This window comes from Xylophilus sp. (genome assembly GCA_009914555.1).
Lineage (GTDB): Bacteria > Pseudomonadota > Gammaproteobacteria > Burkholderiales > Burkholderiaceae_C > WNDY01.
The window spans coordinates 14,948-41,544 of sequence record WNDY01000035.1; the positions used below are offsets into that span (position 1 = coordinate 14,948).

The window sequence follows — 26,597 nt, forward strand, 5'->3', positions numbered from 1 at the left end:
GCCGGATACCCCCGCACCAACCATCTTCTAGCGTGCTATTTTCGCTCGCCAGGGGACCATACCCCCTTAATCCAGACGGATGTGGTTGTCGCGGATCAGGCGGCCCCAGCGCTCGCGCTCGGCCTTCACGTAGCGCGCCATGTCCTCGGGCGTGCCAGGCAGCGCATCCACGCCCAGGGCCTGGAAGCGCGCCTTCACCGCGGTCGAATTGAGCGACTCGACCAGCGCGACGTTGAGCTTGACGATCACGTCGTGCGGCGTGCCCGCGGGCACCGACAGGCCCTGCCAGGCATAGGCCTCGTAGCCCTTGAAGCCCTGCTCCTGCAGGGTCGGCACGTCCGGCAGCGTGGGCGTGCGCCGGGCGCTGGCCACGCCGATGGCGCGCAGCTTGCCGGCCTGCACGAACTGGTTGCCGCTGGCGGTGTCGACCAGCATCCAGGGCACGTTGCCGCCCAGCAGGTCCTGGAGGGCCGGGGCCGCGCCGCGGTAGGCCACGTGCGTGGCCTTGATGCCGGCCTGCTCGCGCAGCAGCTCGCCCGCCAGGTGGTGCGGGCTGCCGATGCCGGCCGAGGCGTAGCTCACGCCGCCGGGCTGGCTTCTGGCCCAGGCCAGGAATTCGGTCCAGTTCTTCGCCGGCACCTGGGGGCCGACCACCAGCACCAGCGGAAAGCGCGCGATCAGGCCGACCGGCGCCAGGTCGCGCTCGGCGTCGTAGCCGAGCCGGGAGAACAGGAACGGGTTGGCCGCGAGCGTGGCGAAGTCGGCGGTGAAGACGATGTTGCCGTAGTCCTTGGACCGCGCGGCGTACTCGGCGGCGATGTTGGTGGCGGCGCCGGGCTTGTTGTTGATGATGACTGCGTGGCCGAGCTTCTGGCCCAGCGTGTCGGCCGTGGCGCGGGCCAGCGTGTCGGAGCCGCCGCCGGCCGCGTAGCCGACGACCCATTCGAGCGGCTTCGGTTGCGCCAGGGCTCTGCCGCCAGCGGCGGCGCATGCGAGCGCGATGCCGGCCAGGGCAGTGCGGCGGTGGAGGGAGGGGGCCATGTCTTGTCTCCTGCGGCTAGGGATGGTCTGGCGGATGAAGAGCGGTGTTTCAAGCCGTGCGCGGCAGCGCGGCGCGGGCGGCGGCGAAGGCTTCGCGCAGCACCGGCAGCGCGCCGATGTGGTTGGCCAGCAGCAGCACCAGGCGGGCGTTGAGCGCATGGCTTTCGGCTTCGGAGAGCGACTGGTGGGTTTCGATCAGCGCCTGGTAGAAGTCGTCGGGCACGTCGAGGTGCGGCTCGGTGATCAGCTGGGCGGCTGCGGTCATGCGGCCTCCAGGGCGGGTTCGACGGCACGGGCCAGCGCGCGGTCGCGCGCGGCGGTGATGGCATCGGCCGTGGGGCGGCGCCAGCGGGCAGCCACATGCTGGTCGGGGCGCAGCAGGTAGGCGGTGCCGTCCTGCGCGTCGTAGCGCTGCCAGGCCAGGGCGGTCTCGGCGCGCTGCGGCACGCGCAGCACCGCGACGCCGGCCTCCTCCGCAGCGCGGGCCGCCGCATCGGCCGCCGCGCCGCCGCCGAACACCAGGGCGGTGAAGCCGCCGCCGCGCAGTGTGCCCAGCAGCCACCGGCCGCCCGCCAGCGGCGCGTCGAGCGCCGGCGCGCCCGGCACGGCCCGGCCGGCGAAGTGCTCGCCGTCGGGCGTGGCCAGCGGCGAGCCCGCATGCACCGTGGGCGTGGACAGCCGGCCGCTGTTGACCAGCGCGCGGGCGAAGGCATGGTCGCGCGCCAGGTGCAGCACCGCGTCGCGGAACAGCCGGCTCACCGGGCTCTTGGGCGTGATGAAGTCGGTGGCGCGGGTGGAGTGGCGGATGTTCTCGTCGGCCGCCTCCTCGCGCTCGGTGGCGTAGGTATCGAGCAGCGCCGCGGGCGCGTCGCCGCGCAGCACGGCGGCGAGCTTTCCGCCGAGGTTGTCGGCGTCCTGCACGCCCGAGTTGGCGCCGCGCGCGCCGAACGGCGACACGCCGTGCGCCGCATCGCCTGCGAACAGCACGCGGCCGTGGCGGAAACGGTCCATCCGCTGGCAGGCGAAGGTGTAGACGCTGGCCCAGACGAGTTCGAAGTCCGCCCCGCGGCCGAGCAGCGCCCGCACGCGCGGCAGGATGCGCTCGGGCCGCTTCTCGGCATCGGGGTCGGCGTCCCAGCCGAGCTGGAAGTCGATGCGCCAGACGTTGTCGGCCTGCTTGTGCAGCAGCACACTCTGGCCCGGGTGGAACGGCGGGTCGAACCAGAACCAGCGTTCGGCCGGGAAGCTGGCTTTCATGCGCACGTCGGCAATCAGGAATCGGTCGCGGAAGGTCTGCCCCCTGCTCTCCAGGCCCAGCAGCTGGCGCAGCGCCGAGCGCGACCCGTCGCAGGCGGCCACGTAGCCGGCGCGCAGGTCGTAGCGGCCTTCGGGCGTCTCGACCGTGAGCGTGGCCGCGCCTGCGTCCTGCACCAGGCCGACGACCTTGCTCTTCCAGCGGACCTCCAGGTTCGGCAGCTGCGCGGCGCGGGCCGCGAGCTGGCCTTCGACGTAGTACTGCTGCAGGTTGATGAAGGCCGGGCGCTCGTGGCCGCCCTCGGCCAGCAGGTCGAAACTGTAGACCTGCTGCTCGCCGCAGAACACACGGCCGGTCTGCCAGGACACGCCCTTGTCCACCATCGGCTGGCCGCAGCCCAGGCGGTCGAACACCTCCAGCGTGCGCTTGGCAAAGCAGATGGCGCGCGAGCCGGTCGACAGGCGGCTGTCGTTGTCGAGCAGCACGACGGCCTGCCCACGCTGGGCCAGGTCGATGGCCAGAGCGAGCCCCACCGGGCCGGCGCCGACCACGACGACGGGGTGGTGTGCCGGCGCAGGCAGGTCGAAGTCGGCCGGGCGCGCGTAGTCGAACTCCAGGGACTGGAAATCCACGTCGGGTCCGAGCGCAGGCAGATCTTTCAGATGCACGGGTTTGTCTCCTCCGTTGCGCTTGATCTGGCTTTCAGCCTTCGAGGGCGTGCCACATTTCCAGGTCGCGCTCCGCGGTCCAGATGCGGGGGTGCACATGGCCGGTGGCTTCATCGTAGGCGCGCGTCACGTCGAACGGCATGCAGTGGTCGAAGATCACCCAGTGGCCGTAGCGCGGCTTGAGCGCGGCATAGGTCTCCTGGTAAATCGCCTTCAGGTCCAGCCCGCGCGCCACGCCGTTGTTGACCGTGGTGTAGACGTCGCTCACGAAGGCGCGGGTGTAGGCGATGGCCTCGGCCACCTTGGCCTTCGTCTGCAGCGCATCACCGCGGCCCGGCACCAGCTTCTCGAAGCCGAAAGCAGCCAGGCGGTCCAGCGTGGCCGGCCAGTCCCTAAAGTAGCAGTCGCCGGCGTAGGCGGTGCTCTCGTACTCGACCAGGTCGCCGGCGAAGCAGACCTTCTGGTCCTCGATGTACGCGATCGTGTCGCCCTTGGTGTGGCCGCGGCCGACCTGGGCGATCCTGACCTCCACCTTGCCGAGCCAGAGGCTCATCCGGCCCTCGAAGGTGAGGGTCGGCCAGGTCAGGCCGCCGGGCACCGATTCGACGTTGCGGAACAGCCGCGGGAAGCGGCCGATCTCGCTGGCCTTGTCCTGCTCGCCGCGCTCGACGATCAGGTCGTAGGTGTCGCGGCTGGCGATGACCTGCTCGGCGCCCTCCCTGAAGTAGGCCGCGGCGCCCAGCACCCGCACTGCGTGGTAGTGGCTCAGCAGCACGTACTTGATCGGCTTGTCGGTCACCGCGCGGATGCGGCGGATCAGGTCCTGCGCCATCGCCGGCGTGGCCTGGGTGTCGACCACCATGACCGCGTCGTCGCCGATGAAGACGCCGGTGTTCGGGTCGCCCTCGGCCGTATAGGCCCAGGCGTTCTCGGTCAGCTGCACGAAGCTGACCTTCTTCTCTTCGGTATCCGCGTGGGAGACGAATGTCTTGGGTGTGGCCATGCAGCGCTCCAATTCGACAATATCTAATGCATCTGATTTAGTCAGATAAATTCTGAAGCACCGGCCTGGCCGGCGCACCCTGGGAGAAACCCGCGGCCACCGACGCTGCCGGCCGGGCAGGCCCGCGCCCTGCGCGGCGCGCGGCAGCCGCGACCCCGCGGCTACACTGCCGCGGCGGCACCTTTGCTCCCTCTCCACCTCGCACGAATCACCTTGGACGACGAAGACATCTCCGGCCCCGGCGGCAAAGAAGAGAAGGCCGCCCGCGGCATCCAGTCGGTCGAGACCTCGAGCCAGCTCCTCTCGGCCCTGGCGCGCCATCCGCAGCCGATGGCCCTGGGCGAGCTGGCGCGCGCCGTCGGCATCACCGCGGGCAAGGCGCATCCGTACATGGTGAGCTTCGCCAAGGTCGGCTTCGTCACCCAGCAGCCGGGCACCGGGCGTTACGAACTCGGGCCGCTGGCGCTGCAGCTGGGTCTGGCGCGGCTGCAGCGGCTCGACCCGGTGAAGGAGGCGTCGCCGCTGATCGCCGACCTGGCCGCCGAGATCCGCCAGGGCGTGGCCCTGGCCGTGTGGGGCACCTTCGGCCCGACCATCGTGCGCATGGAGGAGCCCGGCCAGCCGCTGCACGTGAACATGCGCATCGGCACGGTGATGTCGCTGGTCCATACCGCCACCGGCCGGTTGTTCGCGGCCTATATGGCGCCGGCGCAGATCGCCGATGCGCTGGCGCTGGACGACAGCCCCAGCGTGCATCCGGCCCGCAAATCCGGCCGCCGCGCCACGCCGGCGCTGCAGGCCGCGGCGCTCGAAGAGATCCGCCGGCACGGTCTCTCGCGCACCCGGAGCCAGCCGATCCCCGGCATCGACGCGCTGTGCGCGCCGGTGTTCGACAGCGCCGGTCACCTGGTGCTGGGCGTGCTGGCGCTGGGCCCCACAGCCACCTTCGACACCGCGTGGGACGGACCGATCGCCACCGCGCTCAAGCGCTGCGCCGCACAGGTGTCGCACCAGCTGGGCTACCAGCCTGCTGCACATACCCCCTGATCTGCAACGCTCCAGCGCTCTTTCTACGGGCGCAAGGAGACCATACTCTCAGATTACGACACAGGCGCCTGTATCCCTTCCAGGACGACCGCCGTGCCGCTGCTCATGTGGCCCTGGCTTTCTTCCCGCGGGCCGCTTGAAGTCGGCGACGATCCCCTCGACCTCCCTGCCCTGTGCAGAGAGCAACGGGTCGAGCGACCGGCCGGCCGTCTTGAGCGCGGCCGGATCCGCCTCGGATCCGTCATCCGCCACGCCGCACGGCAGGCGCACAATCGGCCTGGCCACCATGATGATCCGCCATTCGCCCGTCTCCCCCGCCAAGCCCCCGCTCCCTGTTGCCGGCGGCATCCTGCGGGTGGCAACCTACAACATCCACAAGGGCGTGCAGGGCATGGGCCCCGCGCGCCGGCTGGAGATCCACAACCTGGGCCTGGCCGTCGAGCAGTTCGATGCCGACATCGTCTGCCTGCAGGAGGTGCGCCGTCTGCACCGCCGCGAGGCGCTGCACTTCGACCGCTGGCCGCAGTCGCCGCAGGCCGACTACCTCGCGCCCGAAGGCTACGAGGCCGTCTACCGCACCAACGCCTTCACTCGCCACGGCGAGCACGGCAACGCCCTGCTCTCGCGCTGGCCGGTGCTGCGCCACACGCACGAGGACATGTCGGACCACCGCTTCGAGCAGCGCGGCCTGCTGCATGCCGAGGTGTCCGTGGAAGGCCGGCCGGTGCACGTGATCGTGGTGCACCTGGGGCTGATCCCGGGCAGCCGCGTGCGGCAGGTGGCGCAGCTGCAGCGCTTCATCGCGCGCGAGGTGCCGGCCGACGCACGGCTGGTCGTCGCCGGCGACTTCAACGCCTGGGGCCCGCAGATCCGCCAGACGCTGGCCGCGCACCGGCTGGTGGAGTTCGACGCGCCGGCGCAGGGCCGCACCTTCCCGGCCCGGCTGCCGGTGGTGCAGCTGGACCACGTCTATGCGCGCGGGCTGGAGCCGGTCGGCGTTGAGGTGCCGCGCGGGCGCCCCTGGTGGCGCATGTCCGACCACCTGCCGCTGATCGCGGAATTCCGGCTGTGACGTCCCCCGCGAAAGACTGATGGCGTCCTCCCAAGCGCTGCGCGGCGGCCACCGCATGCGGCTGCTGCAGGGCTCGGCCGAATACTTCGCCGCCCTCGTCGCCGCGATGGATGCGGCCAAGGTGGACATCGCCTTGGAGACCTATATCTTCGACTGCACCGGCAGCGCCGCCGCCATCGCCGAGGCGCTGATGCGCGCGGCCCGGCGCGGCGTGCAGGTGCGGCTGGTGGTCGACGGCGTGGGCACCGGCCCGCTGCCCGAACCATGGCGCACGCGGCTGGCCGCAGCCGGCGTGCAGTGCCGCGTCTACTCGCCGCCGGGACCGCTCGGGCTGCTGCTGCCGCGGCGCTGGCGGCGGCTGCACCGCAAGCTCTGCGTGGTCGACGGCTGCGTGCTGTTCTGCGGCGGCATCAACGTGCTCGACGACTTCCACGACCCGAACCACGGCGCGCTGGCCGCGCCGCGGCTGGACTTCGCCGTCGAGGTCGCGGCCGGCCCGGCCGTGGCCGAGGCATGCGACGCGATGGACCAGCTCTGGTGGCGCATGCAGGCCGCCCGGCTCGCGGGCCGCCGGCAGATGCGCCGGGCGCTGGCCGCGCTGCGCGAGGCCCGCGAGGCCACCGCCGCGCTGCGCGCGGCCCTGCCGCGCGAGGACCAGGGTGTGCATGCCGCGCTGGTGCTGCGCGACAACGTGCGCAACCGCCGCCGTATCGAGCGCGTCTACCTGCGCGCCATCGGCCGCGCGCGCGCGGAAGTCACCATCGCCAACGCCTACTTCATCCCCGGCGGCAGGCTGCTGCGCGCGCTCGTGGCCGCCGCGCGGCGCGGCGTGCGGGTGCGGCTGCTGCTCCAGGGCCGCTACGAATACTTCCTCCAGTACCATGCGGCGCGGCCTGCCTATGGCGCGCTGCTGGCCGCCGGGGTCGAGATCCACGAATACGCGCCGAGCTTCCTGCATGCCAAGGTGGCGGTGGTGGACGGCCGCTGGGCGACCGTGGGCTCCTCCAACCTCGATCCGCTGAGCCTGCTGCTGGCGCGCGAGGCCAACGTGGTGGTGCGCGACGCGGGCTTCGCCGCCGACCTGCGCGCGCGGCTGCAGCATGCGATCGAGGCCGAGGGCGTGCGCATGGAGCCCGCCGCCCTCGCCGGCCGCCCCTGGCGCCAGCGCGCCCGCGACCGCATCGCCTGGGCCTGCGTGCGGCTGGCGCTGTTCGTGACCGGCAACCGCTACTGACGAACCGGCGCCGGGTTCGCGCGTTACGCGACGGCAGCCGTCACGATGATTTCCACCAGAATGTCCTCGGCTCCCATGTCGCACTGCGCCGTGGCGCGTGTGGGAGCGGCACCCGGCGCCGTCCACGCGTCCCACACAGCGTTCATCCCGGCGAAGTCGCGCTCCAGATTCTTGATCCAGATCTGGGCGGTCAGGAGGCGGCTCTTGTCGGTACCCGCTTCGGCCAGGAATTTTTCGATCTTGGCCAGCGTCTGCCGGGTCTGGCCCTGAATGTCCTGGCCGCGGTCGTCGGCCGTCTGGCCCCCGACGAACACCATGTTGTTGTAGACCACGGCCCGCGAGCGGCGGGCGTCGGTTGCGATGCGTTGGATTTCCATGATTGATTTCTCCAGGTGGATGGCGGAAGGCGTTATTCGATACTGGCGAGTTCACCCAGCGTGACGGGCTTGATGGGCGGCCGGATCCGGTAGTAGCCGACTTCCTGCGGGCCCACGCGCCGCTCGCTCGCGATCACCTCGGTGACCGTCAGGCCGCACAGGCGCCCCTGGCAGGGGCCCATGCCGCAGCGGCCGAATGCCTTGGTCTGGTTCGGACCCAGGCAGCCGACTTCCACGTACTTCCTGATCTGCCCAGCGGTGACTTCTTCGCAGCGGCACACCGTGACCTTGTCGTCGGCCGGTATGCGGTGTTCGTCCTTCGGGCGGTAGAGGGCGTCCAGGAAGGACCTGATGCGGGTGTTTTTCCGCAGGTCACTCCACACCGCATCCTCGTCGACCTTGCGGGCCGCCGCGGACGCCCCGTCCAGCCGGACCGCGATGGCCAGCGCGGCCAGCCTCCCTTGCTGAGCCGATGCCTTGGCCCCGACGATGCCCCGGCTGTCTCCGGCAATGTAGATGCCGGTCTGTTCGATCTGGCCGTGGCTGTCGGTCACCGGAACCCAGCACAGCTGCCGCTCGTCCCAGCGATGCTCGGCCTGCAGCGCCCAGCTCAGCTGGGTATTGGGCACGACGACCCCCTGGTGCAGCAGCACCAGGGAAGCCTCGATGCGCTCGCTGCGCCCGTTGCGCACGAAGGTGATCGCCTGCGCCCGCTCCTGGCCTTCGATGGCGAACGAATGCGCCCCGGCGTAAGTCCGCACGCCGTGCGCGCGAATCTTGCGCAGCATGCCCGCGCCCTTGCGAAGGTCCTTCCATCCGCGCAGGGCACCGAACAGGTGGGGCACGGCCCGCCAGTAATCGCCAGCGCCCGTCGTGTGGACCAGCGCGGAGATCCTGACTCCCGCATCCAGATACTGCTGCGCCAGCAGCAGGAGCAAGGGGCCGCAGCCGGCCAGCACCACGGGCTCGCGAGGTATGGCGCCGGCGGCCTTGTAGAGAATCTGGCCCGCGCCCGCGCCCATGACGCCGGGCAGCGTCCAACCTGGAATGGGAAAAGGCCGCTCCATCGCGCCGCTCGCCAGCACGAGGCTGCGCCCGCGGATCGTGCGGCTGCCGCCGTCCTGGAGGTAGGAGACCGTCCTGTCCCTGCCGACGTTCCACACCGCCGCGTCCGCCACGTGGACGGCGCCGCTGGCGGCGAACGCCTCGGCCAACGCGGCGCCCGCCGCGTAATCCGGTCCCAGCACCTCGCGCCGGCGTCGCGTGGCCTCTTCGATGGCACGGTAGATCTGCCCGCCCACCCGCCGCTGCTCGTCGAGAACCGCCACCGACAGTCCGCACCTGCGCGCCTGGACGGCCGCGGAAAGCCCTGCGGGGCCCGCGCCGACGACCACCACGTCAAACAATTGAATACCCGTTTCCATATCAGCCTTCCGCGCTCGCGACATTCAACGCGGACGCGCCCTTCTGCCGCTTGATGGCCATGCCGTCGCGCACCTGTGTCAGGCACGACTGGCGACTCGGACGGCCGTCGATTTCCACGAGGCATTCAAAACACACGCCCATCATGCAATAGGGCGCGCGCGGCGATGCCGACACGGGCGTCGACCTGAATGTGCGCACGCCCGACATCAGAAGTGCCGATGCCACACTGGTGCCGGCAGGAACATCCAGAGGCTGTCCATCGAAATAGATGCGGACCTTCTCGCCGCCGGAGCCCGCCTCCGCCACGAAAAGAGAAACGCCTTTTTCTTCAAACTCAGTGTGCATTGCCGAATGTCCTATGGGTGTCCAGGAACCGCTCGCCCGCAAACTCCTCGATGGAGTCGGGAGCCGGCTGGATGCCGGCGACCCACGGACCGATTTCGTAGGCATGGGAGCCGGCGAGTGAAACGCCGCTATGGCTCGTCGCCGCGAATGCGCCCGGATATTTCGCGGATTCCTGGTAAATCGGCGAACCGTCCGGCGTCATCACGCGAAGCGCGCCCCAGGCGCGGACGAGCTTGGCCGAAGCCAGCGTGGGGAATGTGGCGACGGCGCGCCTGGCGATCCATTCGATGGCGGAGACCGTCGTCCCGTCGTCGAGGCCTACGTCTTCCACCGAAAAGCCCAGCTGCACCGTGCCCTCGGCCGTCTGCCGCGCCTTATTCGTAGGACAGAGCAGAAACTTCTTCAGCCGCTCTGTGATGAGCACCTGCCCCCGGTTGGCCGCCACCGGCGCATGCAGCCCCAATTGCGGAGCGAGAAAATCGTTGCTCAGTCCCGCTGCCAGCACGATTTTCTCCCCGGTCCACTGCCGGCCATTGCGGCTCATGGCCCGGAATCCCTTGCCTTTGCCCAGCGGGCCGACCTCGCATATATCGACGCCGTTGCAGATGCGCCCGCCGCGCAGCTTCAGACCGGCATGGAGCGCGTGGAGCGATTTCAGCGGATTGACGTGCCCGTCCAATGCGCACCAGCTGCCTCCGACGACCTCCGGGCCAATGGCCGGCAGGCGGGCCTTCAGTTCCTGCTGGTCGAGCATCTGGAACGGCGTGCGGCCGTCCGCGGCGTTGATGGCGGACAGCATCGCTTCGCGCTCGACCATTTCCTTTTCGCTGACACCCAACCAGAAGCCGCCGTTTTGCTGCAGGTCCACGTCGATACCGGTGAGTTCCAGCAGTTCCCTGGCCAGCGGCTTCCAGTGATCGACCGCATCGCGGCTCCAGCGGGCATAGCGACGAAAACCTGCTCCCTTGCTTTGCAGCCAGACCAGGCCGAAATTTCCGCGCGACGCGCGGTGGGCGATATCGCCCTGGTCCAGCAGCGTCACGGCGGCACCGCCTCTGGCAGCTCCGTAGGCGATGGCCGCGCCCACCAGCCCTCCGCCGACGACCACTATTTCATTCGAAGACATAAATCATCTCTGGATATATTTTTCAGACGGCCGCCTCTTCCTTCCGCGACGATGGCGGCATGCGGCTTTTTGTCTTTTCTTTTAAGAACGCCTAATCCAGCGTAATGTTGTTGCGCTTGACCACCTCGCCCCAGCGTGTGCTGTCGCCGGCGAGCATCTTCCTGAACTCGGCGATGGACACCGGCGCCACTTTGGCGCCGACGCGCTCGTGCTTCCTGATGATTTCCGGGTCGGCAAGCACCGCGTTGATTTCACGATGGAGCCGCTCTACGATCGCCGGCGGCATGTTGGCAGGCCCTACGACGCCGCCCCAGGTCTCCATTTCGAGCGCCGGGAAGCCCGCCTCGCGGATGGTGGGCACGTCCGGCAGCAGGGGTGACCGGCTGGGCCCGGTAATGGCCAGCGCGCGAATGCGGCCCGCCCGCACCTGCGGCTCCATCGACGTGAAATTGCTGAACAGCATCTGGATTTGCCCCGCGGCCAGATCGAGCTCCGCTGCCGGCGCGCTCTTGTAAGGCACATGAGTCAACTCCGCCCCGGAGAGGTTTGCGAACAGGACGCCGAGCACATGCAGCGCAGTGCCGCTGCCCGTCGATCCATAGAACACTTCGCCCGGACGGGCCTTGGTATAGGACACCAGTTCCGCCACAGTCCTGACGGGCACCGCAGGGTTCACGCCCAGCAGGTTCGGCTGGGTCCATTGCTTGGCAATGGGAGTGAAGTCCTTTTCCGGCTTGTACGGCAGCGACTTCGCCGCGGTCACGGTATACGTCGCGAGATTCGAATTCCCGATCGTGTAGCCGTCCAGAGGAGATTTCGCCACCGTATCGAGGCCGATCACGCCTGACGCGCCGGGCTTGTTATCTATGACGATCGGCTGACCCAGCCGCTTGCTCAGCGCATCGGCCAATATGCGGGCGGTGCTGTCTGCTGCACCGCCCGCGCCTGCATTCACAATGAAGCGGATCGGTTTTTCAGGCCATTCGGCTTTCGCCCCAGTGGCCGCAATGAGAAATCCTGCGGAAATTGCGGCAGCCATCCAGCAACGGCGTGCGATCCGAGACAACATGAAAACCTCCGTCAATCAACAAATGGCGAGGCTTCATGCTATGGATTCGTCATTCGGACATCTATGGATGCCAGGTCATCAACCCATGCATCGATGTTATGTGAGTGTCCGTCTCCGCTGCCACGAGGCGGATGAGTTCGCGGCCAGGGGCCGAGAGCCGTGCATCGCTCATGGCGGTAGCGTAGACCGTATAGCCAATGGACGGCCGCAGCGGTAGCGCCACGCCACCGCGGCTCTGATGCTTCGCGGCGGTCATCGGGTCCACGACGGCTATTCCCAAACCTTCGAGGCAGAGATCGCTGATGGATTGGAAAAGCGAGGCTTCGATCATCGCATCCACCCGCACGCCGTTGGCGCTCAGCCATGCATTCAGGCGTGTCTGAAAGGTGCCGGTGGATCCGATGAAAGGTTTTCCCTCCAGTTCCTTCGCATTCAGGTGGCTCGCGCCGGCGTCCAGCCATTGCGCTGTCCCGATGCACATGCATTCCGAGGAAAACTCCGCCACGGTTTCCAGATCGCCAAGGGACAGCGTGTCTGCGGTCAAACCGATATCCGCCTGGCGCGTTCTGACGTGGCGCGCGACTTCGATATACGAGGTGACGCGAAGAACGACGAGCACATCGGGAAACTTTTCCCTCAACTGCCGGACAACCCGGGGCATGATGGAGTGGCCGATCGAGGGGATGGCGCTGACGGAAAGCTGGCCGAGTTTCTGCTTGCGCAACTGGGCGGAGAAATCGACGATCTGCTCAAGCCCGAGAAATGCCTGCTGCACCTTGGCCATGAGCGCGGTAGCCTCGTCCGTCGGCTTGACGCTGCGGCCGCTTTTCGCGAAGAGCGGAAATCCCACGGATTTCTGCAGGTCGGCGATCAACCTGCTCATGGCAGGCTGGGTGATCCCCAGGGCCTCCGCGCCGGCGCTGATGCCGTTGTGCAGCATCGCCGCCCGGAACGCTTCGACCATGCGATAGGTCACGTTGCGGTTGCTCATGGGTTGTCTCGCTTTGTTATTTAGCTGTCGGCCTGAGCAACAATCATGCCGCAATGCCCTCATGCATAGACGCGCGGCACGCGCTTGACGTTGCACAGCAGCTCGTAGGCAATGGTGCCCGCCCCGGCCGCGACCTGGTTCACGTCGATGCTTGCGCCCCACAGTTCCACCCTGCTGCCGACGCCGGCCTCCGGCAGGTCGGTGAGGTCGATGGTGAGCATGTCCATCGAGACCCTCCCGATGATCCGCGACGGCTTGCCGTGCACTGTGACGGGGGTTCCGGCGGGGGCGGCGCGAGGGTAGCCGTCGGCGTAGCCCACCGCCACCAGCCCTACGCGCATGCGCCGCTGCGCAACGAAGCCTCCACCGTATCCGAGCGCGGCATGCGGCTCCAGCAGGCGCTCGGCGAACACTTCGCTCTCCAGCGTCATCACCGGCCGCAGCCGACCCTGGCGGTGGGTGGCGGGAAGCGGATCGACGCCGTAGAGCATGATGCCCGCGCGGCCCCAACCTCGGTGGGCGGGCCCCCACGCCATGATGCCGGCGGAGTTGGCCAGGCTGGCCGGCGCCTCCAGACCGGCGCACGCCCGGTCGAAACATGCGATCTGCGCCCCGGTAGCTGGCACGCCGGGCTCGTCGGCGCGGGCGAAGTGGCTCATGAGCACGACCTCGCCCACCGACCTGCAGACCGTGAGCCGGGCGAAGCCGGCGGCCACGGCGCCGGGCGCGAACCCGGCCCGGCCCATGCCGGAGTCCATCTTGAGCCAGACGTTCACCGGCGCTTCGAGGTCGTCGGCTGCCTCGAACATCCGGAGCTGCGGCTCGTGGTGCACCACGCACCACAGCGCATGTCGTGCTGCCGTGCGCAGTTCGGCAGCGTCGAACACCCCTTCGAGCAGCAGGATCGGCAAGGCGATGCCGGATTCACGCAGTTCCAGCGCTTCGTCCAGGAAGGCGACCGCGAACCCGTCCGCCGTGCCGGCGAGGGCTTGCGCGCATTCCCGTGCGCCGTGGCCGTAGGCATTGGCCTTGAGGACGGCAAGCACCTTCTGGCCGTGCATATGCCGCGCGACTGCATAGTTGCGGCGCAGGGCATCGAGATCGATGCGCGCCCGGCTCGGCCGGCTCATGCGGCGACCGCTGTCTGGGCTGCGTGCGTCCTGCGGGCCGATGCGGCATACCTGTCCAGACCCAGGTCGCCGATGTCGATCTCGGGACATTGCCCCGTCACCAGGTCGGCCATCACGCGGCCGCAGCCGCAAGCCATCGTCCAGCCGAGCGTTCCGTGCCCGGTGTTCAGGAACAGGTTCGGATGGCGCGTGGCTCCCACGATCGGCGTGCCGTCCGGCGTCATGGGGCGCAGCCCCGTCCAGAACGATGCGCGCGCGAGGTCGCCGCCCGGGAACAGATCGCGGGTCACCCTCTCCAGCGTGGCCCGCCGGCGCGGGTCCAGCCGCACGTCGAAGCCGCACAGTTCCGCCATGCCGCCCACGCGGATGCGTTCATCGAACCGCGTGATGGCGATCTTGTACGTCTCGTCGAGCACGGTGGAGCGCGGCGCGAGGGCTTCGTCCACGAGCGGGATGGTCAGCGAGTAGCCCTTGACCGGATAGACCGGCAGACGCAATCCGAGGGGAAGAAGCATGTCGCGCGAGAAGCTGCCGAGCGCGATGACGCAGGCATCCGCCCGCAAGAGTTCGCCGCCCACGCGCAAGCCCGACACGTATCCGGACTGCACTTCGACGGCCTCGATGTTCTTTCCGAAGAGGAATTTCACGCCCAGCGCCTCGGCCTTGCGCGCCAGCTCCGCGGTGAACCGTTGGCAGTCGCCGGTTTCGTCCTGCGGCAGGCGCAGTCCTCCGGCGAGCCGGCCTTGCGCATGCGCCAGCGCCGGCTCGACCTTTGCGAGGCCATCGCGGTCCAGCAGTTCGTAGGCGACGCCGCATTCGCCGAGCACGGCGATGTCGCGCTGCACCGCATCCAGTTGGGCTTGCGTGCGGAAAATCTGCAGCGTCCCGCCGGTGCGCTGCTCGTACTGGATGCCCGTGTCGGCACGCAGCGCGCGCAGGCAATCGCGGCTGTACTCGGCGATCCGCATCATGCGTTCCTTGTTCACCGCATAGCGTTCCCGCGTGCAGTTGCCCAGCATGTGCGCCATCCACTGCAATTGCCACAGGCTGCCGTCCAGGCGCACGGCGAGCGGCGCATGCTTCTGGAACAGCCACTTCAGCGCCTTGAGGGGAATGCCGGGCGCCGCCCATGGCGTGGAGTAGCCGGGCGATACCTGGCCGGCGTTGGCAAAGCTGGTCTCCAGCGCCGGCCCCTCGCGGCGGTCGACGACCGTCACCTGCGCGCCGGCCCGAGCGAGGTAGTAGGCAGTGGCCGTGCCTATGACACCGCTTCCCGCAACGATAACTTTCATGGAATACTCGCCAGATCAAGTGAATGCGCGACTCTATTGAAATAGATGCCATGGATTTCACTGATCTTTTGGCGAACATCCTCGAAACTCACTGCCTCATGCACTGCCAGGTGGCGCCTGAAAGCGAATGTTCCAACCCGACCGGATCGACCTCGCCATCCTTGACGTGCTGCAGCGTCAGGGACGCATATCCATGACCGAGCTGGCCGAGAAAGTGGGCCTTTCCGCCTCGCCCTGCACCGAGCGGGTACGCAGGATGGAGCGGGAACGCGTCATCGAGGGCTACCACGCCCGCGTCTCGGCGGGTGCGCTGGGCAGGAACTTGCTGGTATTCGTTGAGATCAAGCTCTCCTCCAAATCCGGGGATGTATTCGACAAGATCAAGAAAGAGCTGTCGCAGATGCCCGAGGTCATGGACTGCCACCTCGTCTCGGGTGATTTCGACTACCTCGTCAAGTGCCGCCTCCGGGGTATGAGCGAGTACCGGCACCTGCTGGGCAGCATTCTGAAAAAGCTGCCCGTGGCAGCGGAATCCCGCAGCTTTGTGGTCATGGAAGAGGTGAAGGAAACACTTCTCCTTCCGCTCGACCGCTGATCTGCACAGACTTTCAGGACAAGGATGGCACGGTCAAAGCCCTGCCCTCTGCGTTGCCAGCGTTCCCACGAGCGCGACCGCCTGCCGCGCCGCGACCCATTCCTCGTTGGTCGGCTCCACCACCACGCGCACGCGCGAGCCCTTGGCGCCGATGTCGAACGCGTCGGCCGCGTTGGCCTCGGCGTCGATCGCCACGCCGAGGAAGGCCAGGCCCTCGCAGACGCGCGCGCGAACCGCCGCGTTGTGCTCGCCGATGCCGGCGGTGAACGCGAGCAGGTCGAGCCCGCCGAGCACGGCCGCGAGCGCGCCGGCCTCGCGCACGATGCGCCGCACGTAGAGCGCGAGCGCGGCGCGCGCGCGTTCATTGTCGGCCTCGCGGGCGAGCAGCACGCGCGGGTCGGCCGAGATGCCCGAGACGCCGAGCAGCCCCGACTCGTGGTACAGCAGGTGGCCGACCTGCTCCAGCGTGAGCTTCTCGATCTCCATCAAATAGATCACCGCGCCGGGGTCGAGCGCGCCGCAGCGCGTGCCCATCATGAGCCCGTCGAGCGCCGAGAAGCCCATCGTGGTCGCCACGCTCTGGAGCCCCTGCAGCGCGCAGAGGCTCGCGCCGCTGCCGAGGTGCGCCGCGAGCGTGCGCCCGCGCGCCGCGTCGCCGTGGCGTTCGGGCAGCGCGACCGACAGGTAGTCGTAGGAGAGGCCGTGGAAGCCATAGCGGCGCAGGCCGCGCTCCCAGGCGCTCCAGGGTAGCGCGAGCATCTGCTCGACCTCGGGCAGCGTGCGGTGGAACGCGGTGTCGAAGCAGGCGACCTGCGGCAGGCCGGGCCGCGTGCGCAGCAGTTCCTCGATCGCTTCGAGCGCGAACGGCTGGTGCAGCGGCGCGAGCGGGATGTAGCCCTGGAGGTCCGCGAGCACTGCGGCATCGACGCGCACCGGCGCCGCGTACTTGGCGCCGCCGTGCACCACGCGGTGGGCCACGGCCGCGAGCCGGCGGCCGCCGAGGCGCGCGCGCACGCGCTCGCGGATGCGGTCGAGCGCCGCGTGGTAGGGCCGCGCAGCATCGAGCGCGACCGGCTCGGGGGCCACGCCGGTCTCGCCGATCGTGGGCGCCGGGCCGCCGATGTCCTGCACCTTGCCGTTCCAGACCGGCGTGCGCGGCAGCGGCGAGCGGCCGGCATCGAACAGCGCGAACTTGATGCTCGACGAGCCGCAGTTGAGCACCAGAACGAGGTCGCCCTGCGTGGCATAGCGATCGAACTGCGAGGTCATGGCGGCGAAGTCCGGTAGTGGTGGGCGACCAGCACCGCAATGGCGCAGGAGGCGATGCGCGCGTCGCGCGAATCGGCGCGGCTGGTGAGCACGATCGGCACGCGCGCGCCGAGCACGATGCCCGCGCTTTCGGCGTCGCCCATGTATTCGAGCTGCTTGGCCAGCATGTTGCCGCTTTCCAGGTCGGGCACGACGAGCACGTCGGCCTGCCCCGCCACCGGCGATTCGATGCCCTTGATGCGCGCCGCGGCGGCCGAGACGGCGTTGTCGAACGCGAGCGGGCCGTCGAGCACTGCGCCGGCGATCTGGCCGCGGTCGGCCATCTTGCACAGCGCCGCGGCGTCGAGCGTGGCCGGCATGTGCGGGTTGACCGTCTCCACCGCCGCGAGGATGGCCACGCGCGGGCGCTCCACGCCGATGATGTGGGCGAGCTCGACCGCATTGCGCACGATGTCAGCCTTGTCGTCGAGCGTGGGGGAGATGTTGATCGCCGCGTCGGTGATGATGAAGGGCCGCGGATAGGCCGCCGTCTGCATGAGGAAGCAGTGGCTGATGCGCCGCTTGGTGCGCAGCCCGCCCTCGCGCGCGACCACGGCGGCCATCAGCTCGTCGGTGTGCAGGCTGCCCTTCATGAGGGCCTCGGCCGCGCCGGCATGCACCAGCGCCACGGCGCGCGCGGCGGCGGCATGGCTGTGCGGCACGTCCTCGATGGCGATGCCTGCGAGGTCGAGGCCGGCCTCGGCGGCGACCGCGTCGAGCCGGGCGCGCGGCGCGACGAGCACCGGCTCGATGAGGCCGGCGGCGCGCGCGTCGAGCGCGGCCGACAGGCTCAGCGCGTCGCAGGGATGGACGACGGCCGTGCGCACCGCGCCCAGCGTCCGCACGCGGTCGAGCAGCCGCTGCTGCCCGTTGCCGCCGGTGCGCAGCCGCACCTCGGGCAGCGTGGCGCTGGCGCGCTCGATGCGCTCGGTGGGCGCGATCACGTCGGCCTCGCCTTCGATGACGACCTGGCCCGCCTGGTTGGTGCAGCTGCAGGCCAGCGTCACCCGCTTCTTCGCTGCGTCGCGCGCGCTCACGGTCACGCGGATCGCGAGCGTGTCGCCCACGCGCACCGGTCCGCGAAAGCGCAGCGTCTGGCCCAGGTAGACGGTGCCGGGCCCGGGCAGCCGCGTGCCGAGCACGGCCGATATCAGCGCGCCGCCCCACATGCCGTGCGCGATCACGCCGTGGAAGCGGGTGGAGGCGGCGAACTCGGCATCGAGGTGCTGCGGGTTGACGTCGCCCGAGAGGATGGCGAACAGCTGGATGTCCTCGGCCGTGAGCGTGCGCGCGATCTCGGCGCTGTCACCGATGGCGATCTCGTCGAAGGTGCGGTTGCGCAGCAGCTGCAGGCCCTGCGCGGCGGCGGGGCGCCGCGTCCGCGTCGTGCGGCGGCCGGCTCCAGCCGCGCAGCCAGCCGCCGAGCAGGTCGGGCACGGCCACGGGGATGCGGCCGCCCTCGCTCAGGCCCCGCGCGGCCTCCTGCTGCCAGTCGGCGGCCGCCTGGCGCAGGCCTTCGGCCAGCTCCGCCTGGCGGGCTACGGCGGTCTGCGCGGCCGCCTGCAGCTCCACGGCCTGGTGGTGCACGGCATGCAGCCCGGCGTCGGACAGCGCCGTGGACAGCGCCTGCCAGCCCTGGCGTTCGTGGATCCGCCGCGCCTCGTCGTCGAGCCGGCGCACGCCGTCGCGCACCAGGTCGGCACCCAGCTCCAGCCACTGCTGCTGCTCGTGCTGCAGCAGGTGCGCCGCGCGCAGCCACAGCGCGAGGTTGGCCTTGTAGAAGGCGAGGGAAACGTTGGTCTCTGCGGTCATGGGAAGACTCCTTCTGTTTCTGGGAACCCGGGTGACCCGGACACCCCCGGGGCGGGCGGCAGGGCCATCACGCCATCTGGCTGATGGTCCTGCGGAAGCGGGCGAGCGACAGCGCGAACAGCAACGCACCGGTCACCGGCAGGAACGCGAACGGCTTCCAGACCACCGCGATCCCCGCGCAGCGGTAGGGGGCGGCCTGGCCGAGTTCGACGAAATGGGTGGTGGGCGCCGCCTGCATGAGGATCTGCAAGGTCTGCGGCATGTTGCGCGCCGGCCCCTGCACCACGGGCGCCATCGACCAGACCTTGGCCGGCATGCGGGCGATCAGGTCGCGCAGCATGGGTCAGGAGCCACGGGCAGCCGAAGGCGGTCCTGCGGCGCGAGCGACCGGCAGCCGGCCAGCAGGGTCAGCGCGGCCGGGGGCAGCGGGATGGCGATGGCGCGTCGCCGGACAGGGCGCATGGGCCTTTTTTCAGGCGAGGATGTGGATGCCGCCGTCGACGTGCAGCGTACAGCCGGTCATGGCGCGCGCGCCGGCGCCGACGAGGTAGACGCACAGCGCGCCCACGTCGGCGATCTCCAGCGGATGGCGCAGCGGCGCGCGGCGCGCGCTGTCTTCCAGCAGTTCGCCGAAGGCCGGAATGCCCGAGGCCGCGCGCGTGGCCAGCGGGCCGGGCGAGACCGCGTGCACGCGGATGCCCTGCGGCCCGAGCTCGGCGGCGAGGTAGCGCACCGAGGACTCCAGCGCGGCCTTGACCGGGCCCATGACGCCGTAGCGATTCACGACCTCCTCGGCGCCCAGGTAGCTCATCGTGAGGAGCGTGCCGCCGCCGGCGGCCGCCATCAGCGGCTCGGCCGCACGCGCGAGCCGGATGAACGAATGGCAGGAGATGTCCATCGCCTGCGCGAAGCCCTCGGCCGAGCTGTCGACCACCCGGCCGTGCAGGTCGGCGCGCGGCGCGAAGGCGACCGAATGCAGCACGAAGTCGAGCCGGCCCCAGCGCGCGGCGATGGCGTCGAACAGGGCCTGCAGCTCGCCGGAATGGGTCACGTCGAGCGCCTGTGCGATCGGCGCGCCGAGCCGCTGCGCCAGCGGCTCCACATGGGGGCGCGCCTTCTCGCCCTGCCAGGTCACGGCGACCTCCGCGCCCGCCTCGCGCAGCGCGGCGGCACAGCCCCACGCGATGCTCTGGTCGTTGGCGATGCCGACGACCAGCCCCTTCCTGCCGTTCAACGGTACATGCGTCATGGACTCCCCTTGCTCTTCCTGCGGCTGCGCCCGGCGCGCCATGCTCCAGGGCACCTTCCATTGTTCAACCGGCGCGGCGGACGAACCTTGACCTGCGTCAAGCGCATTCCGGTAGATACCGTCCGGTCGGCAGATTGGAGCGGCTCCTAGAATACATCCTCGCCGTTGCAGTCGCATGGCATGGCATGGCCGGCCGTTTCCTCGGCCCGCCGCGACCACGCCGCGCTGCTGCTGGAATTGCCGGCGCCGCGGTGACGGCTGCCGGATCCGCGCCATGCACCGTCCCAGCGCGCACAGTCCGCGCGCCGTGAGCCTGTACCCTCTACGCCCGGGCCACCCTTGCGCCGCGCCGGCGGCCGATCCAGCGCAGCGCGCGCGGCAGCACCAGCACTGCCACCACGACCACGATCAGCGCGATCGACATCGGACGCTGGAAGAACACCACGGCGCTGCCCTCGCCGATGGACATCGCGTTGCGCATCTGCGCCTCGGCCAGCGGGCCCAGGATCATGCCGACCACGACCGGCGCGGTCGGGAAGTCGAAGCGCCGCATCACCACGCCGAGCACGCCGATGGCGTAGAGCAGGAACAGGTCGAACGCGCTCTGGCGCATGCCGTAGGCGCCCACCGTTGCGAAGATCAGGATGCCGGCGTAGAGCTGCGGCTTGGGCACCTTCAGCAGCTTGACCCACAGGCCCACCATCGGCAGGTTGAGCACCAGCAGCATCACGTTGCCGATGTAGAGCGAGGCGATCAGCGCCCACACCAGCGCAGCCGAGCTCGTGAACAGCTGCGGCCCGGGCTGGATGCCGTAGTTCTGGAACGCGCCGAGCAGGATCGCCGTGGTGTTCGACGTGGGAATGCCCAGTGTGAGCAGCGGGATCAGCGCGGCCGTCACCGTCGCGTTGTTGGCCGCCTCGGGGCCGGCCACGCCTTTGATCGCGCCCTTCGTTCCGAACTCGGCGCGGTCCTCGCCCTGGGCCAGTTTCTTCTCGGTCGCATAGCTCAGAAAGGTCGGGATCTCGGTGCCGCCCGCGGGGATGCAGCCGAACGGCGTGCCGATCGCGGTGCCGCGCAGCCAGGCGGGGATGGAGCGCTTCCAGTCGCGCGCAGTCATGTGCACGCGGCTCATGCGGTTCTGGCCCTCGACCACGCGGCCTTCGTAGAGCACCGCGTAGAGCACCTCGGCCACGGCGAACAGGCCCACGGCCACGAGCACGATCTCGATGCCGTCGAGCAGTTCGGGCACGCCGCCGGTGTAGCGCGTCTGGCCCGAAATCTGGTCCATGCCCACGCAGCCGGCCGCAAGGCCGAGGAACAGCGCCGTCAGGCCGCGCAGCGTGCTCTTGCCCAGCACCGCGCTCACCGTGGTGAAGGCCAGCAGCATCAGCAGAAAGTATTCGGGCGGCCCGAGCTTGACCGCGAAGTCGGCCACGTAGGGCGCGAACAGCGTGACGATCACGGTGGCGATCGTGCCGGCGACGAACGAGCCGATCGCCGCCGTGGCCAGCGCCGCGCCGGCACGGCCGCTCTTGGCCATCCTGTTGCCCTCCATCGCCGTGACCATGCTGGCCGTCTCGCCGGGCGTGTTCAGCAGGATCGAGGTGGTGGAGCCGCCGTACATCGCGCCGTAGTAGATGCCGGCGAAGAAAATCATCGAGGCCGTGACCTCGACCTTGGCCGTGATCGGCAGCAGCATGGCCACGGCCACCGCCGGGCCGATGCCCGGCAGCACGCCCACGGCCGTGCCGAGCGCGCAGCCGAACAGCGCCCACAGCAGGTTGACCGGCGTGATCGCGGAGGCGAAGCCCTGCAGCAGGGCGTTGAAGATGTCCATCATGGCCGGGCTCCCTTCACAGCCATCCGGTGTTCGTCAGGCCCGGCAGATTAATCGCCAGGAATTGCGTGAAGCCCCAGAACACCGGGGCCGCGATCACCACGCCGGTCAACGCGTCCTTCACCCAGGTCGAGGCCCGGCTGGCCGACGGCTGGCCCGCGGCGCGGCGCAGGCCCTGCACCGCCAGCAGGTAGCACAGCGTGCAGCTCAGGATGAAGCCGACGGTGGTGATCAGCGCCGCGTTGAGCAGCAGCCCGGCCGAGACCCAGACGAAGCCGGGCCAGTAGCCGGTGGCCGCGCCCGAGGGCTCCTCCAGCTCGCGAAAACCGCCGGTGCGCGGCTCCCACACGATCCAGCCGCCGCACAGCGTGAGCGCGACCGACACGAGCCACGGCACGAAGTTGGGGCCGACGCCGCCGTAGCCCGCGTCGGACGAGATGCCGGTGGCGCCCCACGCCAGGCCCAGGCCGGTGAGCAGCACGCCGATGCCGACGAGCGTCTGCGGGAGCGCGGAGGCCGGCGGCGGCGCGACGGGATGGAGGGGCGGGATCGTGGTCATGCGCGGGCGGGAAAGAAGGGAAACGGAGAACGGCACGCCGCAGGGCGTGCCGTCGCGGGCGGCGGGAGGCAGCCGCTCAGGACACCATGCCGGCCTTGGTCATCGGGTCGCGCAGCGCGGCGAACTCGTGTTCGACGAACTTCGTGAACGCATCGCCGGTCAGCACCGCGGGCGTCCAGTCGTTCTTCTTGACCGCGTCGGCCCAGGCCGGCGTCTTGAGCGCGGCCGTCACGCCGTCGATCAGCGCCTGGCGCTGCGCGGCCGTGATGCCCGGCGCGCCGTAGACGCCGCGCCAGTTGCCGATCTCGATGTCGATGCCCTGCTCCTTGAGTGTGGGCACGTCGATGCCAGGCAGCCGCTCGGCCGAGGTGACCGCGATCGCGCGCATCTTGCCGGCGGCGATGTACTCGGCGAACTCGCTGTAGCCGCTGCCGCCCACGGTGACGTTGCCGCCGAGGATGGCCGCCGTGGCCTCGCCGCCTCCGCGGAAGGCCACGTAGTTGATCTTGGCGGGATCGACGCCGACCTTCTGCGCGATCATGGCCGCGGCGATGTGCTCGGTGGAGCCGCGCGAGCCGCCGCCCCACTTGACGCTGCCCGGGTCCTTCTTGAGCTGGGCGACCACGTCCTTGATGGTCTTGAGCGGCGAGTTGGCCGGCAGCACGAACACGTTGTATTCACTGGTGAGGCGCGCGATCGGCGTGGCCTGCTCCAGCTTGACCAGCGGCTTGCCGGTGATGATGCCGCCGAGCATCACCGCGCCCATGACCATCAGCGCGTTCGGGTCGCCCTTGCTGCCGTTGACGAACTGGGCCAGGCCGATCGCGCCGGCCGCGCCGCCCTTGTTGTCGTAGGTGACGGTGTCGGCCACCTTGGCCTCGGTCAGTGCCTTGCCGAGCGCGCGGCCGGTCGTGTCCCAGCCGCCGCCCGGGTTGGCCGGCAGCATCAGCTTGAAGTTGCCCGCGGCCTTGGCCGACAGCGGCAGCAGGCCGGCGGCCGCCAGCGCGGCCACGGAATGCAGGAAAGTGGAACGGCGCATCGTCATGGTGGATGTCTCCTTGCGGTTCGGAAAGAATTCGACCGGGCGATGATGCGCCGCGAGCCTGTCAAACGGCTGTCCGTGCTGCTGGGGAAAACCCGAGGTCCGGGCAGTGCTATGTTCGCGGTCCCATGAACATCCTGCTCGTCGAAGACGATCCCGCCATGCAGACCGCGCTGCGCCGCGCGCTCGGCAGCCGCGGCATGGACGTGGACACGGCCGCTGACGGCCACGCGGCCCTGGCGCAGTGGACCGCGCAGCCGCCCGATGCCGTGGTGCTCGACCTGAGCCTGCCCGGCCTCGACGGGCTGGAGGTGCTGACCCAGGCGCGCCGGCAGGGACTGCGCACGCCGGTCATCGTGCTGACCGCGCGTTCCACCGTGGGCGACCGCGTGCTGGGCCTGAACACCGGCGCCGACGACTACCTGGCCAAGCCGTTTGACCTCGACGAACTCGAAGCCCGGCTGCACGCCCTGCTGCGCCGCGGCGGCGCCGGCGCGCAGGAGGTCGTGGTCGGCCCGCTGCGCCACGACCGCAGCAGCGGCGCCATCTACAACGGCGCCCGCCTGCTCGACCTGACGCCGCGCGAGGCCGCGCTGCTCCAGGCCCTGATGGAGCAGGCCGGCCGCGCCGTGTCCAAGGAACGGCTGTTCGAGCTGGTCTTCCCCGACGGGCCGCAAGTGCAGTACGAGGCCGTCGAAGTCGTCGTCTACCGCCTGCGCAAGAAACTGGCCGGCACCGGCGTCACGCTGGTGACGCTGCGCGGCCTGGGGTCCCTGCTCAAGGCCGACCCGGCATGACGGCCGGCCCCAGGCGCCTGTCGCTGCGGCTCTACCTGCTGCTGGGCATCCTGCTGCCGGTGGGCGTAATCGTCGCGTTCAACACCGCCAGCCTCTACCGCGAGACCCTGGCCGCGCTGCACACGGCCTACGACCGCACGCTGCTGGCATCGGCCAAGACCATCAGCGAGCAGATCGACGTCGCCGGCTATGACGACGCGGCGGTGCTGCGCGCTACCGTACCCTACTCCGCGCTCGAAGCCTTCGAGGCCGACAACCAGAGCCGCATGTACTACCGCGTGTCCGACCTCCGGGACCGGCTGGTGTCGGGCTTCGAGGAGCTGCCGCCGTGGCACGGCACCATCCCGCAGCGCCCGCCCTATGCGGCGCTGGTGGACTTCTACGACGACGTGTTCCGTGGCCACCGCGTGCGCGTGGCCGTGCTGCTGCAGCCCGTGGCCGGGCCCGCGGGCCGCGGCATGGCCGTGATTCAGGTGGCCGAGACGCTGGAGCTGCGCGAGACGCTGGCGCGCGACATCCTCTGGGACACGGTACGGCTGCAGCTGCTGCTGGCCGTGATCGCCTTCGTCGTGCTGGTGGTGGTGCAGCGCGCGACGCGGCCGGTGCGCCAGCTCAGCGCCGCCTTGCAGAACCGGCCCGAAGGCGAACTCACGCCGCTGCCCGCCATCGATGCTCCGCGCGAGCTGCGCCCGCTGGTGGAGGCCACCAACGCCGTCATGCAGCGGCTGAGCCACCTGCTGGCGCACCAGCAGCGCTTCGTGCGCGATGCCTCGCACCAGCTGCGCACGCCGCTGGCCGTGCTCAAGACGCAGGTGCAGTCGGCCCAGCGCGGCGACATGGAACCCCGGCAGGCGCTGCGCGAGATCGCGCAGACCGTGGACCGCGCCACACAGCTGGCCAACCAGATGCTGGCGCTGACCAAGGTCGAACAGCTGCGCCAGCAGGGCGAACCACCGGCCACCGACTGGGCGCCCATCGTGCGCGCCATGGCGCTGGAGCTGGCGCCGCTGATGGCCGCGCGCGACCTCGACTTCGGGATCGAGGGCGACGGCCTGCGCCTGCCGGTGCGCGCGCACGCCTGGATGCTGCGCGAGCTGGTGCGCAACCTGCTGCACAACGCCATCCGCCATGCGCCCGCGGGCAGCGAGCTGACCCTGGCGCTGCATGTCGAGGGCCGCTGGGCCGTGCTGACCATCGCCGACCACGGCCCCGGCATCGCGCCGGCGCTGGCCGCCCGCCTGTTCCAACCCTTCTCGGCCGGCGACGACCGCACCGGCTCCGGGCTGGGCCTGGCCATCTGCCGCGAGATCGTGCAGGCCATCGGCGGCCAGGTCACGCTGGACAATCGCATGGTGCATGGCCGCACCGACGGTCTGGACGCGGTGGTGCGCCTGCCGCTGGCGCCTGGCGCGGGTTCACAATGATGGGGATGGAGAAACTCCCCCTTGCCGCGATGCGCCTGGACAAATGGCTCTGGTGCGCCCGCTTCTACAAGACCCGTGCGCTGGCCGTCGAGGAGATCGGCCGCGGCCGCGTGCAGGTCAACGGCCAGGACGCCAAGCCGGCGCGCGAGCTGCGCGTGGGCGACGCGGTCGCGCTGCGCCAGGGCCCGGTCGCGCGCACCGTCGTCGTGCGCGGCCTCTCGGGCGCGCGCGGCCCGGCGCCGGTCGCCCAGCGGCTGTACGAGGAAACGGCCGAGAGCATCGCCGCGCGCGCCCGCGCCGCCGAGCAGCGCCGGCTGGCGCCCGAGCCGGCCCTGAGCCTGCACGAGGGCCGCCCGACCAAGCGCGACCGCCGCGAGATCGAGCGCACCCGGCGCGACTGGGGCGACCGCTGGACGGCGTCGGTGGACTGAAATATACTCCCCACTCTTAAGCTCTGTGGCGCCCGTATATCAACCGCTGCAGGCCTATACTCCCTGTCAAGCGATCCCCGGCAGCAGATCCGCCAATGCCTGCGGTGCGCTCAGCATGGTGCCATGGCCGGCGTCCAGCCCCTGCCACTTCCAGCGGGCATCCGACCGAACCCGCGCCTCTGACACCCCCAGCAGATCGTCCGGCGCCCGCAGGCATCGCACGTAGCCGCTGCGCTGCCCCGGCGGCGCCGGGAGCAGACGGGCGGGGGTGAAACAGCTGCTGGCCGGCTGCGGCGTGGGCATGGCGTCGACCCGCCCTGGCCCGCCGCATCCACGCCGAACAGCGCCGAGGGCAGCGGCGGAATGCGCCAGCCGCGTCGGCCGCCGCCCGTTCGGCATAGTCGTCGATCAACGCCGGCGCATGGTCCGGCAGCTTCTCACCGTCCTCTGGCACAAAGGCATCGGGCA

27 protein-coding genes and 1 pseudogene are annotated in these 26,597 nt (G+C 70.1%); 7 read left to right on the forward strand and 21 right to left on the reverse strand.

What is annotated here, in order from left to right:
• Positions 1-66: 66 nt before the first annotated feature.
• From GAK38_RS15310 to GAK38_RS15325, 4 genes are read right to left on the reverse strand one after another with little or no spacing between them, the layout of a single operon-like run.
• Entirely contained in the window at positions 67-1,041 is a 975-nt protein-coding gene (locus GAK38_RS15310; RefSeq protein ID WP_325345572.1) for a Bug family tripartite tricarboxylate transporter substrate binding protein, read from the reverse strand.
• Between the two features lie 49 nt (positions 1,042-1,090).
• Positions 1,091-1,306, reverse strand: a complete 216-nt coding sequence (locus tag GAK38_RS15315; protein ID WP_325345574.1) for a DUF2783 domain-containing protein — start codon at positions 1,304-1,306, stop codon at positions 1,091-1,093.
• Entirely contained in the window at positions 1,303-2,964 is a 1,662-nt protein-coding gene (locus GAK38_RS15320) for an FAD-dependent oxidoreductase (protein WP_325345576.1), read from the reverse strand. Before GAK38_RS15320 ends, GAK38_RS15315 begins: the two co-directional genes overlap by 4 nt.
• A gap of 34 nt (positions 2,965-2,998) precedes the next feature.
• Positions 2,999-3,967 (reverse strand): MBL fold metallo-hydrolase, encoded by a 969-nt coding sequence (locus GAK38_RS15325; RefSeq protein ID WP_325345577.1) that lies wholly within the window; start codon positions 3,965-3,967, stop codon positions 2,999-3,001.
• A 213-nt stretch (positions 3,968-4,180) separates the two neighbouring features.
• Here GAK38_RS15325 and GAK38_RS15330 point away from each other — a divergent pair, with 213 nt between their 5' ends.
• The 3 genes from GAK38_RS15330 (at position 4,181) to clsB (ending at position 7,320) form a co-directional block, all read left to right on the forward strand.
• Complete coding sequence (locus GAK38_RS15330) at positions 4,181-5,014, forward strand: IclR family transcriptional regulator (protein WP_325345578.1); 834 nt, start codon at positions 4,181-4,183, stop codon at positions 5,012-5,014.
• 286 nt (positions 5,015-5,300) lie between these two features.
• Entirely contained in the window at positions 5,301-6,086 is a 786-nt protein-coding gene (locus GAK38_RS15335) for an endonuclease/exonuclease/phosphatase family protein (RefSeq protein WP_443089228.1), read from the forward strand.
• A 19-nt stretch (positions 6,087-6,105) separates the two neighbouring features.
• Positions 6,106-7,320 (forward strand): cardiolipin synthase ClsB, encoded by a 1,215-nt coding sequence (gene clsB, locus GAK38_RS15340; protein WP_325345580.1) that lies wholly within the window; start codon positions 6,106-6,108, stop codon positions 7,318-7,320.
• A gap of 23 nt (positions 7,321-7,343) precedes the next feature.
• Here clsB and GAK38_RS15345 read toward each other — a convergent pair whose 3' ends face one another.
• From GAK38_RS15345 to GAK38_RS15380, 8 genes are all read right to left on the reverse strand, one after another.
• The gene (locus tag GAK38_RS15345) at positions 7,344-7,697 is read right to left on the reverse strand and encodes a RidA family protein (protein WP_325345582.1); all 354 of its coding nucleotides are present in this window, start codon (positions 7,695-7,697) and stop codon (positions 7,344-7,346) included.
• A gap of 32 nt (positions 7,698-7,729) precedes the next feature.
• A complete protein-coding gene (locus GAK38_RS15350) occupies positions 7,730-9,121 on the reverse strand; it encodes an NAD(P)/FAD-dependent oxidoreductase (RefSeq protein WP_325345584.1) in 1,392 nt (463 codons plus the stop codon).
• A 1-nt stretch (position 9,122) separates the two neighbouring features.
• Positions 9,123-9,467, reverse strand: a complete 345-nt coding sequence (locus tag GAK38_RS15355) for a (2Fe-2S)-binding protein (protein ID WP_325345586.1) — start codon at positions 9,465-9,467, stop codon at positions 9,123-9,125.
• Positions 9,457-10,593, reverse strand: a complete 1,137-nt coding sequence (locus tag GAK38_RS15360) for an NAD(P)/FAD-dependent oxidoreductase (protein ID WP_325345588.1) — start codon at positions 10,591-10,593, stop codon at positions 9,457-9,459. Before GAK38_RS15360 ends, GAK38_RS15355 begins: the two co-directional genes overlap by 11 nt.
• 91 nt (positions 10,594-10,684) lie before the next feature.
• Positions 10,685-11,632, reverse strand: coding sequence for a Bug family tripartite tricarboxylate transporter substrate binding protein (locus GAK38_RS15365; protein ID WP_325345590.1), 948 nt, complete (start codon positions 11,630-11,632; stop codon positions 10,685-10,687).
• Positions 11,633-11,723: 91 nt separating this feature from the next.
• A complete protein-coding gene (locus tag GAK38_RS15370) occupies positions 11,724-12,653 on the reverse strand; it encodes a LysR family transcriptional regulator (protein WP_325345592.1) in 930 nt (309 codons plus the stop codon).
• Between the two features lie 59 nt (positions 12,654-12,712).
• Positions 12,713-13,783 carry an alanine racemase gene (alr, locus tag GAK38_RS15375; protein ID WP_325345594.1) on the reverse strand — a complete coding sequence of 357 codons (1,071 nt, stop codon included), beginning with the start codon at positions 13,781-13,783 and terminating at the stop codon, positions 12,713-12,715.
• Entirely contained in the window at positions 13,780-15,075 is a 1,296-nt protein-coding gene (locus GAK38_RS15380) for a D-amino acid dehydrogenase (RefSeq protein WP_325345596.1), read from the reverse strand. Before GAK38_RS15380 ends, alr begins: the two co-directional genes overlap by 4 nt.
• Before the next feature lie 127 nt (positions 15,076-15,202).
• Here GAK38_RS15380 and GAK38_RS15385 point away from each other — a divergent pair, with 127 nt between their 5' ends.
• The gene (locus GAK38_RS15385; RefSeq protein ID WP_325345598.1) at positions 15,203-15,670 is read left to right on the forward strand and encodes an Lrp/AsnC ligand binding domain-containing protein; all 468 of its coding nucleotides are present in this window, start codon (positions 15,203-15,205) and stop codon (positions 15,668-15,670) included.
• Positions 15,671-15,703: 33 nt separating this feature from the next.
• On the opposite strand, the gene GAK38_RS15390 is transcribed toward GAK38_RS15385, so the two are convergent.
• The 8 genes and pseudogenes from GAK38_RS15390 to GAK38_RS15425 form a co-directional block, all read right to left on the reverse strand.
• Entirely contained in the window at positions 15,704-16,939 is a 1,236-nt protein-coding gene (locus tag GAK38_RS15390; protein WP_325345600.1) for an acetate/propionate family kinase, read from the reverse strand.
• Positions 16,936-18,330 (reverse strand): bifunctional enoyl-CoA hydratase/phosphate acetyltransferase, encoded by a 1,395-nt coding sequence (locus tag GAK38_RS15395; RefSeq protein WP_325345624.1) that lies wholly within the window; start codon positions 18,328-18,330, stop codon positions 16,936-16,938. The genes GAK38_RS15390 and GAK38_RS15395 overlap by 4 nt, the downstream gene beginning before the upstream one ends.
• Positions 18,284-18,790 carry a hypothetical protein gene (locus GAK38_RS15400; protein WP_325345601.1) on the reverse strand — a complete coding sequence of 169 codons (507 nt, stop codon included), beginning with the start codon at positions 18,788-18,790 and terminating at the stop codon, positions 18,284-18,286. The genes GAK38_RS15395 and GAK38_RS15400 overlap by 47 nt, the downstream gene beginning before the upstream one ends.
• A 67-nt stretch (positions 18,791-18,857) precedes the next feature.
• Positions 18,858-19,064, reverse strand: a pseudogene (locus GAK38_RS15405) (hypothetical protein); the annotation flags it as partial.
• Positions 19,065-19,262: 198 nt separating this feature from the next.
• A complete protein-coding gene (gene fabI, locus GAK38_RS15410; RefSeq protein WP_325345605.1) occupies positions 19,263-20,039 on the reverse strand; it encodes an enoyl-ACP reductase FabI in 777 nt (258 codons plus the stop codon).
• A gap of 322 nt (positions 20,040-20,361) precedes the next feature.
• On the reverse strand, positions 20,362-21,876 hold the full coding sequence (locus GAK38_RS15415; RefSeq protein ID WP_325345626.1) for a tripartite tricarboxylate transporter permease: 1,515 nt from the start codon (positions 21,874-21,876) through the stop codon (positions 20,362-20,364).
• Positions 21,877-21,892: 16 nt separating this feature from the next.
• Positions 21,893-22,435: a tripartite tricarboxylate transporter TctB family protein gene (locus GAK38_RS15420; protein ID WP_325345607.1), complete on the reverse strand. Its 543-nt coding sequence runs from the start codon at positions 22,433-22,435 to the stop codon at positions 21,893-21,895.
• Between the two features lie 76 nt (positions 22,436-22,511).
• On the reverse strand, positions 22,512-23,474 hold the full coding sequence (locus GAK38_RS15425) for a Bug family tripartite tricarboxylate transporter substrate binding protein (RefSeq protein ID WP_325345628.1): 963 nt from the start codon (positions 23,472-23,474) through the stop codon (positions 22,512-22,514).
• Positions 23,475-23,605: 131 nt separating this feature from the next.
• Here GAK38_RS15425 and GAK38_RS15430 point away from each other — a divergent pair, with 131 nt between their 5' ends.
• The 3 genes from GAK38_RS15430 to GAK38_RS15440 are packed head-to-tail and all read left to right on the forward strand — an operon-like array spanning position 23,606 to position 26,129.
• Positions 23,606-24,274 carry a response regulator transcription factor gene (locus tag GAK38_RS15430; protein ID WP_325345609.1) on the forward strand — a complete coding sequence of 223 codons (669 nt, stop codon included), beginning with the start codon at positions 23,606-23,608 and terminating at the stop codon, positions 24,272-24,274.
• Positions 24,271-25,698, forward strand: a complete 1,428-nt coding sequence (locus GAK38_RS15435) for a sensor histidine kinase (RefSeq protein WP_325345611.1) — start codon at positions 24,271-24,273, stop codon at positions 25,696-25,698. The genes GAK38_RS15430 and GAK38_RS15435 overlap by 4 nt, the downstream gene beginning before the upstream one ends.
• A gap of 29 nt (positions 25,699-25,727) precedes the next feature.
• Positions 25,728-26,129 carry an RNA-binding S4 domain-containing protein gene (locus GAK38_RS15440; protein WP_325345613.1) on the forward strand — a complete coding sequence of 134 codons (402 nt, stop codon included), beginning with the start codon at positions 25,728-25,730 and terminating at the stop codon, positions 26,127-26,129.
• Between the two features lie 66 nt (positions 26,130-26,195).
• Here GAK38_RS15440 and GAK38_RS15445 read toward each other — a convergent pair whose 3' ends face one another.
• Positions 26,196-26,432, reverse strand: coding sequence for a hypothetical protein (locus GAK38_RS15445; protein ID WP_325345615.1), 237 nt, complete (start codon positions 26,430-26,432; stop codon positions 26,196-26,198).
• Between the last annotated feature and the right edge of the window lie 165 nt (positions 26,433-26,597).